The organism is Streptomyces sp. MMCC 100, from assembly GCF_041538145.2.
GTDB lineage: Bacteria > Actinomycetota > Actinomycetes > Streptomycetales > Streptomycetaceae > Streptomyces.
Genome location: NZ_JBGORK020000001.1, coordinates 932,971 through 945,169 on the forward strand (window position 1 = coordinate 932,971; position 12,199 = coordinate 945,169).

At 73.8% G+C, this 12,199-nt stretch carries 9 protein-coding genes; 7 read left to right on the top strand and 2 right to left on the bottom strand.

Translation table 11 applies throughout. The features are described 5' to 3' along the window. The first annotated feature begins 3 nt into the window (after positions 1-3). From ABS735_RS04360 to ABS735_RS04390, 7 genes are all read left to right on the top strand, one after another. Positions 4-2,301 (top strand): YfjP family GTPase, encoded by a 2,298-nt coding sequence (locus tag ABS735_RS04360; RefSeq protein WP_373900061.1) that lies wholly within the window; start codon positions 4-6, stop codon positions 2,299-2,301. A gap of 180 nt (positions 2,302-2,481) precedes the next feature. After that, the gene (locus ABS735_RS04365; protein ID WP_373900062.1) at positions 2,482-2,961 is read left to right on the top strand and encodes a single-stranded DNA-binding protein; all 480 of its coding nucleotides are present in this window, start codon (positions 2,482-2,484) and stop codon (positions 2,959-2,961) included. Between the two features lie 262 nt (positions 2,962-3,223). Next, complete coding sequence (locus ABS735_RS04370; protein ID WP_373900063.1) at positions 3,224-4,627, top strand: Cys-Gln thioester bond-forming surface protein; 1,404 nt, start codon at positions 3,224-3,226, stop codon at positions 4,625-4,627. Beyond that, on the top strand, positions 4,624-5,244 hold the full coding sequence (locus ABS735_RS04375; RefSeq protein ID WP_373900064.1) for a hypothetical protein: 621 nt from the start codon (positions 4,624-4,626) through the stop codon (positions 5,242-5,244). Before ABS735_RS04370 ends, ABS735_RS04375 begins: the two co-directional genes overlap by 4 nt. 272 nt (positions 5,245-5,516) lie before the next feature. Continuing rightward, a complete protein-coding gene (gene ettA / locus ABS735_RS04380) occupies positions 5,517-7,181 on the top strand; it encodes an energy-dependent translational throttle protein EttA (protein ID WP_373900065.1) in 1,665 nt (554 codons plus the stop codon). Between the two features lie 2 nt (positions 7,182-7,183). Beyond that, positions 7,184-7,594 carry an acyl-CoA thioesterase gene (locus ABS735_RS04385; RefSeq protein ID WP_373900066.1) on the top strand — a complete coding sequence of 137 codons (411 nt, stop codon included), beginning with the start codon at positions 7,184-7,186 and terminating at the stop codon, positions 7,592-7,594. Then, entirely contained in the window at positions 7,591-8,280 is a 690-nt protein-coding gene (locus tag ABS735_RS04390) for a DUF8185 domain-containing protein (RefSeq protein ID WP_373900067.1), read from the top strand. The genes ABS735_RS04385 and ABS735_RS04390 overlap by 4 nt, the downstream gene beginning before the upstream one ends. A 31-nt stretch (positions 8,281-8,311) precedes the next feature. Here the strand turns inward: ABS735_RS04390 and ABS735_RS04395 are convergent, their stop codons facing one another. Together ABS735_RS04395 and ABS735_RS04400 are read right to left on the bottom strand one after the other, a co-directional pair. Next, a complete protein-coding gene (locus tag ABS735_RS04395) occupies positions 8,312-9,274 on the bottom strand; it encodes an ABC transporter ATP-binding protein (protein WP_373900068.1) in 963 nt (320 codons plus the stop codon). Between the two features lie 181 nt (positions 9,275-9,455). Next, positions 9,456-12,197 carry an FtsX-like permease family protein gene (locus ABS735_RS04400; protein WP_373900069.1) on the bottom strand — a complete coding sequence of 914 codons (2,742 nt, stop codon included), beginning with the start codon at positions 12,195-12,197 and terminating at the stop codon, positions 9,456-9,458. Positions 12,198-12,199: the final 2 nt, after the last annotated feature.

Genomic DNA, 12,199 nt, shown 5'->3' on the forward strand with positions numbered 1-12,199 from the left:
CCGGTGACCGCCGTCACTGACCAGGACCCCACCGAGCACACCGACCATGACCACACGGGACACACCGACCACGCGGGACACGCCGAGCACAGCGAGCACAGCGAGCACAGGGCGAAGGAGGCGGAGCGTGCGGGCCGGGCCGGTGACGCCGACTCCCGGGACGGCCGGGGCGAGCGGGACGGCCGGGGTGCGGAGCCTTCTGCCGGGAAGGAGGACGCCCGTGAGCACGCCGGCCTGGGCGGCGCCGATCGGCAGCGCGCCGCCCGTGAGGACGCTTCCCACGCGCGCGTGAAGCGCGTGAAGGACGTGCGCGTGACGGACGCAGAGGCGCCGTCCCGCCGCGGCGACGGCGACGCCGGCCGGGAGAACGGGACCGCTGGCCGCAGTGACCGCGACGGCAGCCGTGGGGACCGGCGTGACGGCCGACGCGAGGACCGGCGCGAGGAGCGGCGCGAGGACCGGCGCGAGGAGCGGCGTGACGGCCGTCGGGAAGGTCGGCGGGAAGGCCGGTGTGAGGACCGTACCGAGGGCTCGGCCGCCGGCGGTTCGTCCGCCGCTGGTCCGACCGCCGGTCCGTCCGGTGCCGGGGACGGGGAGGGCGCCTGGGGCGACGGGCTGATCGCGCGGCGGGTGGACGAGAACACCGGGGCCGAGCAGTTCGCCGTCCTGCCGAGCAGGCCCGCCGCCTCCTCGGCCGCCCTGATGCCGCTCGCCTACGACGGGAACCTCAGGTCACGCCTCGACGCCCTGCGCGAACTGGTGGGGCTCTCCCGGACCCGGCTCGACAGCGGCACCCTGGCCGAGGCCGGCCGGGTCCTGGACGAGGCCGCCGCGCGGCGCAGGCTCTCCGGGCAGCACACCGTCGTCGCCGTCGCGGGCGCGACCGGAAGCGGCAAGTCGCAGCTGTTCAACACCCTCGCCGGGGTGACGATCTCCGAGACCGGCGTCCGCCGGCCGACCACCGCCGCACCCATCGCGTGCAGTTGGAGCGACGGCGCGGCCAGCCTCCTCGACCGGCTCGGCATCCCCGGACGGCTGCGCCGCCGTCCGCTCCAGCACCCGGACTCCGAGTCGCCGCTGCGCGGTCTCGTCCTGATCGACCTGCCCGACCACGACTCGGCGGCCGTGCAGCACCGCGAGCAGGTGGACCGCATCCTGGCGCTGGTCGACGCCGTCATCTGGGTCGTCGACCCGGAGAAGTACGCCGACGCCCTGATCCACGAGCGCTACCTGCGGCCGATGGCGGGCCACGCCGAGATCACCTTCGTCGTCCTCAACCAGGTCGACCGGCTGCCCGGTGAGGCCGCCGAGCAGGTCCTCGACGACCTGCGGCGCCTGCTCGACGAGGACGGCATCGCGCTGGGCGAGTACGGCGAACCCGGCGCGACCGTGCTCGCCCTGTCCGCGCTCACCGGGGAGGGCGTCGGCGAACTGCGCGAGACGCTCGGCCAGTTCGTCGCCGAACGGCAGGCCCCGGCCCGCCGTATCGCGGCCGACGTGGACGCCGCCGCCCGGCAGTTGCGTCCCGTGTACGTCACCGGGCAGCGCACCGGGCTCAGCGAGGAGGCGCGGGAGGAGTTCGCGGACCGGCTGGCCGACGCGGTGGGCGCCACCGCGGCGGGCGAGGCGGCCGAACGCGCCTGGCTGCGCAACGCCAACCGCGCGTGCGGAACGCCCTGGCTGCGGCTGTGGCGCTGGTACCACGACCGGCGCGACCCCGTCACGGGACGACTGCCGTCGCGCGCCCAGGCGGACGAGGAGGCCACGGCCCGCCAGCGCGTCGAGCACGCGGTGCGTACGGTCTCGGAGCGGGCGTCGGCCGGACTGCCGACGCCGTGGGCGCAGGCGATGCGCGAGGCGGCCGTCCGCGGCGCCCACGGGCTGCCCGAGGCCCTCGACGAGCTGGCGGTGCGCACGGGGCTGCCGCCGGGGCGTCCGCCACGGCCAGGCTGGTGGCCGGTGGCCGTCCTCGCACAGGCGACCATGACCCTGCTCCAGGTGGTGGGCGGCCTGTGGCTGCTGGGCCAGATCATCGGCATCGTGCCGCCGAACCTGGGCGTGCCGGTGCTGCTGATGGTGGCCGGCATCGTCGGCGGCCCCCTCATCGAGTGGAGCTGCCGCCTGGCGGCCCGCGGACCCGCCAGACGCTACGGCCACGAGGCCGAACGCCTGCTGCGGGAGGCGGCCGCGGGGTGCGGCCGGGCCAGGGTGCTGGATCCGCTGGCGGCGGAGCTGCTGCGGTACCGCGAGGTGCGGGAACAGTACGCGCGGGTCACGGGGGTGGGGGTCGCGGCGAGGTAGCGGCGCGCGTCCACGGCTGCCACCCGTGCGGGTGGCGGAGTTCTCCACAGCCGCCGGGCCGGTCCACAGCCCCCGGCGGACCGGCCCGATCGCGGGCAGTCTGGCTTCGCGGCGATCGCGAGGGACGCGGTCGCCCCGGCCGCCGTACGGGAGGTGCCCGTACGGGAGGGAGGACTCGCGATGAACGAGACGATGATCTGCGCCGTGGGCAACGTGGCCACCCAGCCGGTCTTCCGGGACCTGGCGAACGGACCGTCGGCGCGCTTCCGGCTCGCGGTCACCGCACGCTACTGGGACCGCGAGAAGAGCGCCTGGACGGACGGCCACACCAACTTCTTCACGGTGTGGGCCAATCGGCAGCTCGCCACCAACGCCTCGGCGTCACTGGCGGTGGGCGACCCCGTCGTCGTGCAGGGCAGGCTGAGGGTGCGCACCGATGTGCGCGAGGGGCAGAGCCGGACCTCGGCCGACATCGACGCGGTGGCGATCGGCCACGACCTCGCCCGGGGCACGGCGGCGTTCCGGCGCACCGGCAGGACGGAGGCGTCGGCCTCGCCACCCCAGCCGGAACCCAACTGGGAGACCGCGGCGGCGGAGCCGGCCGGCGATCAGGCCGGCCCGGCCCCCGAACAGCGACCGGAGCCCGCCGCGGTGGCATGAAACCGACGCGCTGCCGGAAGTGCCCGAAGCACGGCTTATCGACCCATGCATGCGGGGTGAACCCGGGTGGATATGTCGATAAGCCCTGCTCGAAGAGCCTCTCGGCGATAACGATTCCGATTCGGATCACCGCGCGGGCGACGATCACCGGCAGCCCCGGTCCGTCACGTCCTTAGGATGCCGAACGAGCCTTGTGTGGCTGCTGATTCTGCTGGTGGGACGGTTCCCCCACGCCAACGGGTCCTGCTCGAAGGGGAATTTGGTGTTTTCTTCGCTCGCTGCGCCGTCTCTGCCCGGTCGAGGGGCGGTGCGTCTCGCCGCCGGTGCGCTGGTGTCCGCGCTCGCCGTCGCCGGTGTGGCGACCGGTGCGACTCCGGCCGCCGCCCAGGACGAGGCGGCATGGGGCCAGGGCGGCGCGACGGCCACCATCGGCGGCCTGAAGACGCACGGCACCGCGGTCATCCACGGGGAGGACGGCGACCAGCAGGTGCCGGCCGGCCTGTTCGAGATGTCCGTCGAGGGCGGCGGCATGCTGCAGACGTACTGCGTCGACATCCAGAACCCGACGCAGAAGGACGCCAAGTACCGGGAAACGCCCTGGAGTTCCACGTCACTGGGCACCAACAAGGACGCCGGCCGCGTCCGCTGGATCCTGCAGAACAGCTACCCGCAGGTCAACGATCTCGCCGCGCTCGCGAAGAAGGCGGGTGTCCGCGGCCTCACCGAAGAGGAGGCGGCGACCGGTACCCAGGTCGCCATCTGGCGCTACTCGGACGACACGGACGTCGAAGCCGTCGACCCGCAGGCCGAGCGGCTCGCCGACTACTTGGAGAAGAACGCCCGCGGCCTCGCCGAGCCGGCGGCATCCCTCGCCCTGGACCCGCCGGCCGTATCGGGCCACCCCGGTGAGCGGCTCGGCCCGGTGACGGTCCACACCAACGCCGACGGCGCGACGGTGACGCCCCCGGTGGGCGTCGCCGGCAAGGACGCGGTACGGGTCGTCGACAAGAAGGGCCGGCCCGTCACCAAGGTCACCGACGGCACCCAGCTCTTCTTCGACGTGCCCGAGGACGCGGAGGCCGGCACCGCCCAGCTCTCCGTCCAGGCCTCGACGACCGTGCCGGTCGGCCGCGCCTTCGCCTCCGACAGCCGCAGCCAGACCCAGATCCTGGCCGGCTCCAGCGAGTCGACGGTCGCGGCGACGGCCACCGCCACGTGGGCCGCCGGGGGCGCGATACCCGCCCTGTCCGCGGAGAAGAACTGCGCCGAGGGCACCCTGGACATCACGGCGCTCAACAAGGGCGACGAGCCCTTCACCTTCGAACTCCTGGACACCGAGTACACCATCGCGCCGGGCGAGACCCGTACGGTGCCGGTCCCGCTGCCGGAGGACCGCCCCTACGACTTCACCATCCGAGGCCCGGCCGGCTTCGAACAGCGCTTCACCGGCGTCCTCGACTGCCGCACCCGGAGCGCCGCCCTCGCCGACACCACCCACCCCCTCAGCGAACCGGCCCCCGCCCCGGTCGTCACGCCGTCCCCCAACCCCAACCTCGCCGAAACCGGCAGCTCCGACGCGACCCCCCTGATCGGCGGCGCGGCCATCGGCCTGGTCGTGATCGGCGGCGCGGTCCTTCTCCTCGTCCGCCGGAGAAGCGAACAGTGACGACGCGCCCCCCTGACGGAGCGGCCCGGCAGCCCCTCGCACCACCGCGAACACCGACGGGGAAGGAGCTCCGACCCGGCCGTCACTGGTACCTCACGGCGGCCGCGATCGCCGTCGTCCTGACCGTGCTGGGCCTGGTCATCGGCGTGTACCGGTTCAGCAACGTGCTCGACGCGGTGGACACGGACCACCAGTTCGCCAACGGCGACACCGTCACCCTGCGGCTCGACCCGGAGAACGAGCAGACGATCTGGGCCAAGTACCCGGGCGTCTCACCCGGCCCGGAGTGCGACATCACCGGCCCGGACAGCCCGAGTCTCACCGACCCGGCGGCCGACGTCTTCACCACCCGCGACGAGACCTGGACCCCGGTCGCCACCACCGACGTAACGCGAGCAGGCGACTACACGGTCACCTGCTCCTCCCAAGCCCTCTCCCGCTACGCCCTGGGCGCCCCCGGAGGCCTCGTCGCCTTGGCGGCCGACCTGATACCGGCCATCCTCCTCCCCATCCTCGGCGTCACCACCGCCATCGTCATCACCCTCGTCACCGCCATCCGCCGCAGCGCCCACCGCAAGCGACTGCTCGCCGAACACCACGGCCCCGTCCGCCGGTGAACGCCACCAGCTCCCGGCCCCTCACGCCGACACGGCTGCACCGCCCTCCGCCGGGCCCTCAGCAGGGCGGCCGCGCAACAACTGCTGCCCGGGCCGTGTGAGGGCCCCTGCGGCGGACGACGACGACCGCCAGTGACCTGGGAGGCTCCAACGCCATCCACAAAACCGCAGGTCAAAGGGGTTGCCCCAAACGGGTTTCCGCCCAGGGGTGGCGGTGCGGCAAGATGGGGTGTATCTGCCCACTGCCTGATCAAGCTGCCGGACGGTTTCTCTTGGCTGAGTACATTTACACCATGCGCAAGGCGCGCAAGGCGCACGGCGACAAGGTGATCCTTGATGACGTCACCCTGAGCTTCCTGCCCGGCGCGAAGATCGGTGTGGTCGGACCGAACGGCGCCGGTAAGTCGACCGTTTTGAAGATCATGGCGGGGCTCGAGCAGCCGTCGAACGGTGACGCGTTCCTGTCGCCGGGCTACACGGTCGGCATCCTGCTCCAGGAGCCCCCGCTGAACGAGGAGAAGACCGTCCTGGAGAACGTCCAGGAGGGTGTCGCCGAGGTCAAGGGCAAGCTCGACCGGTTCAACGAGATCGCCGAGCAGATGGCGACCGACTACTCGGACGCGCTGCTCGAGGAGATGGGCAAGCTCCAGGAGGAGCTCGACCACGCCAACGCCTGGGACCTCGACGCCCAGCTCGAGCAGGCCATGGACGCGCTGGGCTGCCCGCCCGGCGACTGGCCCGTCGTGAACCTCTCCGGTGGTGAGAAGCGGCGTGTGGCGCTGTGCAAGCTGCTGCTCGAGGCGCCCGACCTGCTGCTGCTCGACGAGCCCACCAACCACCTCGACGCCGAGTCGGTGAACTGGCTGGAGCAGCACCTCGCCAAGTACGAGGGCACCGTCGTGGCCGTCACCCACGACCGGTACTTCCTGGACAACGTCGCCGGCTGGATCTGCGAGGTCGACCGCGGCCGCCTGCACGGCTACGAGGGCAACTACTCCAAGTACCTGGAGACCAAGGCCACCCGCCTCAAGGTCGAGGGCCAGAAGGACGCCAAGCGGCAGAAGCGCCTCAAGGACGAGCTGGACTGGGTGCGCTCCAACGCCAAGGGGCGCCAGGCCAAGTCCAAGGCCCGCCTCGCGCGGTACGAGGAGATGGCCGCCGAAGCCGACAAGATGCGGAAGCTGGACTTCGAGGAGATCCAGATCCCGCCGGGTCCGCGGCTGGGCAACGTCGTCGTCGAGGTGAACAACCTCAGCAAGGCCTTCGGCGACAAGGTCCTCATCGACGACCTCTCCTTCACGCTGCCGCGCAACGGCATCGTCGGGGTCATCGGGCCCAACGGTGCCGGCAAGACCACCCTGTTCAAGATGATCCAGGGCTTCGAGGAGCCGGACTCCGGCACCATCAAGGTCGGCGACACCGTCAAGATCTCCTACGTCGACCAGAGCCGCGAGAACATCGACCCGAAGAAGTCGCTGTGGGCCGTCGTCTCCGACGAGCTGGACTACATCAACGTCGGTCAGGTCGAGATGCCCTCCCGCGCCTACGTCTCCGCCTTCGGGTTCAAGGGGCCGGACCAGCAGAAGGCCGCCGGGGTCCTCTCCGGCGGCGAGCGCAACCGGCTGAACCTCGCGCTCACCCTCAAGCAGGGCGGCAACCTGCTCCTCCTCGACGAGCCGACCAACGACCTCGACGTCGAGACCCTCGGCAGCCTGGAGAACGCTCTGCTCGAGTTCCCCGGGTGCGCCGTGGTCGTCTCCCACGACCGGTGGTTCCTGGACCGGGTCGCCACGCACATCCTCGCGTACGAGGGTGAGTCCAAGTGGTTCTGGTTCGAGGGCAACTTCGAGTCGTACGAGAAGAACAAGGTCGAGCGGCTGGGCGCGGACGCCGCCCGTCCGCACCGCGCCACCTACAAGAAGCTGACCCGGGGCTGATCTTGCGGCACATCTACCGCTGCCCACTGCGCTGGGCGGACATGGACGCGTACGGCCACGTCAACAACGTGGTCTTCCTCCGCTACCTGGAGGAGGCCCGTATCGACTTCCTGTTCCGCCCGGAGAAGGACTTCAAGCAGGGGTCCGTGGTGGCACGCCATGAGATCGACTACAAGCGGCAGCTCGTCCACCGGCACCACCCGGTCGACGTCGAGCTGTGGGTCACGGAGATCAGGGCGGCTTCCTTCACGCTCACCTACGAGGTCAAGGACGCCGACGTGGTCTACGTCCGCGCCTCCACGGTGATCGTGCCGTTCGACTTCGAGGCGCAGCGGCCCCGCCGGATCACCGCCGAGGAGCGGGAGTTCCTCGAGGAGTACACGGACGCCAAGGAGGAGGCCGTCGCCGCATGACGGGCCTCCACCTCGCCGACGAGGGGGAGGCCGCGGATCTCGCGGCCTTCCTCTCCCGGCTGCTCCACTACGACCGTTCGGCCGCGGTGCGTCTCCAGGCGGCCGGCACGGCTCTGGCCGTCTTCGGCCGACCACCCTCCTTCGAGGTGCTGGCCGTGCGCGCGGTCCGGCTGGCCAAGCCGTACGAGAACGGGCTCGACGTCACGCTGGACGTGACCGTCTCCGCCGGTGAGCTGCTCGAGGCCGTGGACGAGCAGGCGGCCACGTCCGGCGTGCCGGGCGCGGTGACCGGGCCGCCGTGGGCCGGGGTGCTGCCGCCGCGCGGTGGCTGGCGGGCCGAGACGGGGCTGCCCGCCCCGGACGCCCTGCGTGCGCTGGTCGCCGCCGCGGTGGCGGAGTTCCGGGCGCGTACGGGGGAGCTCGCGGCCGAGGACCGTACGCGGGCCGAGCTCGACCGCATCGGGCGGGAGATCTGGTCCCGGACCGTCGGCGACACCGGGCTGCCGGTGCGGGCCGTGCACGCGGCGCAGTCGCTCGGGTTCCTGCGGCCGCCCGCGGCGCCGGGCTCCGGCGAGGACGCGCCCCGGCTGTTCTCCTCCGGTGCGTGGCTGCGGCTGAGCACACCCTTCGGGTCCGTCGCGCTGCGGCGTGCGGGGACCGGGGCACTGGGTATCAGCGTGCGCTGAGCCCCCGGCGGGTCTGAGCGGGTCCACTGGTTCAGCCGTGGGTTTCGCTGTCGTCCGGGCGTACGGCGATGTGGTCGCTCTCCAGTTCCAGGGCGACGCGGTCGCGCATGCCGAGGGCCGCCGTGTAGTCGGCGGGCAGCTGGAGTCGGCCGGCGCGGTCGAGCATGGCGTACTCGCGGGCCACCACCGTCTCGTGGCCGGTCTCGGCGTCCACCTCGCTGCGGCGCAGCACCTCCGTGGAGGTGCGGCCGTCGCGGATGGCGACCGTGCGGCGCACCTCGCCGGCCACCGCCTGGTCGTGGGTGACGATGACGACGGTGGTTCCCAGGTGCTCGTTCGCCGTGCGGAAGGCGGCGAAGATCTGTTCCGCGGTGTGCGAGTCCAGTTCGCCCGTGGGTTCGTCGGCGAGCAGGACCGACGGGGCGCCCGCGAGGGCCACGGCGATTGCGACCCGCTGCTGCTGCCCGCCGGACATCTGCCGCGGGCGGCGGTCGCGGCAGTCGGCGACGCCCATCAGGTCCAGGAGCTCCAGCGCGCGTTCGGTGCGCGCCGCCCGGCGTCCGCCGGTGCCGGCCAACTGCATGGGCAGAGACACGTTCTGGGCGGCCGTCAGGTAGGGCATGAGGTTCCTGGGCGTCTGCTGCCACACGAAGCCGACCACGGTGCGGCGGTAGGCCAGGCGGTCCTTCGCCGTCATCGCCAGCAGATCGCGCCCCGCCACCCGGGCGGCCCCGGCGGTCGGCGTGTCCAGGCCGGCCAGGATGTTCATCAGCGTGGACTTGCCGCTGCCCGAGGCGCCGACCAGCGCCATCAGCTCGCCCTCACGGACCAGCAGGTCGAGCCCCTGCAGGGCCTGCACCTCCACCCCGTCCGTGCTGAAGATCCGGACCAGGCGGTCGCAGGTGATCAGCGCGTCGTGTCCGTAGGCGGGCCGGTCACGGGACGCGGTGGCGCGGTCGGCCAGATCGGCGAGGGTGGGGTCGTCGGTCGTCATCGGATCTCCTCCATGTCTCCGTCCGCGGTGCCTTCGTGATCTCCGTCCGCGGTCCCTTCACGTCTCCGTCCGCGGTCCCTTTCGTGTCTCCGGTTGCGCCTTCACCTCGCCTCACCTCGCCTCAACGCGCCTCAAGGCGCCTCAAGGCGCATCAAGGCGCAGCGACGCGCGTCCCCGCATGTCACCGCGCGTCGCCCGCCCTGAGCTCCGCCACCGCTCCGCGCCGGCCCGACCACCACGCCTGGAGTGCCGCCACCCCGACCGCCAGCACCAGCACCGCCACCGCCGGGACGGCCAGCGACCACGGGTCGGCGCGCAGTTCCGCGCGGCCCACCGGGGAGGACGTCGTCGACATCGCGATGGTCGTCAGGTCGATGCCGGGGGAGAGGAGCCGCACGGCCGCCCAGCCGGTCAGGACGCCGCCCAGCGCGGCGGGCAGGGCCTGCGGGAGGGACTCCAGGACGAGCAGGCGGCGGCCCTGGGCGCGGGTGAGGCCCATGGTGCGCAGCCGGGCGAGGAGGGCGGCGCGTTCGGGCGCGGTGCTCACCAGGGACAGCAGCAGGGCCAGGGCGGCGTAGCCGGCGCCGGCGGCCACGGCGGCCGTGTAGATGTGCTCCGCGCCGGACTGCAGCGGCGAGTCCACGTACCTGCCGCGCGCCTCGGACCGAAGGTGGACGGTGCCGACGTCGTCCGCCGCCCGGCGCAGCGCGCCCGCGTCCAGGTCGTCGCCGGTCAGCAGCAGCACGTTCGGCGGGGCGGACCCGGCGGGCAGCCCGGCCCGGTCCACGACGAGGAAGTCGCCGCCGTACACCGCCGGGGTGTGGTCGCGCACCAGCACGATCCGCAGCGTGGCGACGCTGCCGTCGGCCAGGCGCAACCGGAAGGGCCGGCTGCCGAACCGTTCGGCGACCGTGGGCGAGGCCAGCGCCGGCAGTACGGCGTCCACGGCGTCCTCGGAGCCGCCCCCGGCACCGTCCGGCCGGGTCAACCGACCCTCGGGGAACGCGCCGAGGTCCGTCCGCCCGGCCAGTGCCGCGTAGGCGCCGGGGTCCACGCCCGCGAGCGGCAGCGACTGGCGGCCGTCCGGCGTCTTGGCCAGGTAGTCGACGCCGACCTCCGTGACCTCGCGTACCCCTAAGGCCTGCCCGAGACGGCCGGACAGACCGGAGGGCAGCGCCTCGGTCGCCTCCACCCGGGCATCGGCGCCGACGGCGAGCAGCGCCGCCCGGTCGCGGGCCTCGGCCACGCCGCTGAGGACCGAGCCGCCGAACGCCGCGACGGTGAACGCGGTCAGCAGCGCGAGGAGGGGCAGCACGGTGGAGGCGGAGGTACGGCCGGCCCGGGCCAGCGCGAGCGGCCCGACCGCGCCGCGCAGCCGCCGGGCCGGGCGGGCCAGCCCGCGCAGCGGCAGCGGGTACAGGCGCACCAGCACCAGCGCGGCGATCACCCCGACCAGTACCGGTGCCATCGCCACCAGGTCGCCGGCGCCGTCCGTCGCGCCGCGCCGGCGCAGGATCTCGACCGCGCCGAGGGCGAGGACCACGACCGTCAGCTCGGCGACCGTACGGCGCCGGGAGGCACGGGGCGAGGCCGCGTCCCGCCGGCCGTCGTGGACGCGTACCCGGTGGTGCGCGGCGGCGGCCCGCAGCGGCAGCGCGAGGCAGGCCACGGCGGTGACCGCGACGGCGGCCCACAGCGCGGGGAACAGCCGGGCGCCGGGCAGCGCGAGCAGGGCCACGCCGAAACCGAGCGCTCCCGCGGGCACGGCCACGACCGCCGTCTCGGCCAGCAGCCGCCCCACCATGCCCCGTACCGAGGCGCCGCGGGCCCGCAGCAGGGCCAGTTCGGGGCGGCGCCGGCCGGTGGCCAGGCCGCCCGCCATCAGCAGGACGACGGCGGCCACCGTGCCCGCGCCGGACGCGGCGACGGCGACCAGCGGGCCGATGTCGCCGCGGAGTTGCCCGTACGTGGTGAGGACGTCGTCGAGGCCGGTCGTGGCGTCCGTCAGGGGGCTGATCGTCGAGCGCAGTCGCTGCAGGGCGGGCCCGGACTCCAGGGAGGCAACGGCGGAGGCGAGCCCGTCGAGGTCGCGGCTGTGCAGCGCGTCCGGGGCGGCTGCGAGGTTCCAGTAGCGGACCACGGGGCCCGTGCCGAGGAGCGCGGGGCCCGCCTCGGGGGCGAGCAGCAGGCCGCCGACCCAGTAGGTGGGACTGGGGGCGCCGGGCGGCCCCGGTGCGCGCCGCAGGGAGGGGGTGCGCAGCACGGGGTCGACGGACCAGTAGGCGCCGTCGGGCCGCTCGGGCGTGACGATGCCGGTGACGTGGACGGTCAGCTCGCGGTGTCCGGGCACGTGGACGACCGAGCCCGCCTTCATGTGCAGGGTGCGGGCCGTCTCCTCGGTCACCGCGGCCTCCACCTCGGTGGTCGAGGCGCCGGCCCGCTCGCCGGTGACCTCCGGCAGCCGGCCGGAGCGCAGCCGGGCGTGGCCGTCGAGACCCTGTCGGGCGGCGAGGACCATCTCCGCGGGCAGCCCGTCGGGCCGGGGCAGCCACTGCTCCGGTGAGGGCAGGCTGTCGGTGACGCGGACGCCGTAGGACGACTGGTCCTCGTCGATGACGAGCGGGCGCTCGACGACGCCGAGGGCGGACCGGTAGGCGCCGGCGAGGCGCTCGGGCCGGACGCTGTCCTCCGCGGCCGCCACCCCTCCCGCGGGGTCGGGACCGGCGGACACCAGCACGCTGCTCACGTCGGCCGGCGCCCGCTCGACGGCCTGGCGCAGACCGGCGTCCGTGTACCGGTCCAGCGCCCTGGGGAACGCGGCGGCCAGACACGCGGTCAGCGCCACCAGCACCGCCAGCGCGACAGCGGCACCGGGCGCGGCCCCCAGCCGGGTACGCACCCAGGGGGCGGTCACGGGGTTCACCG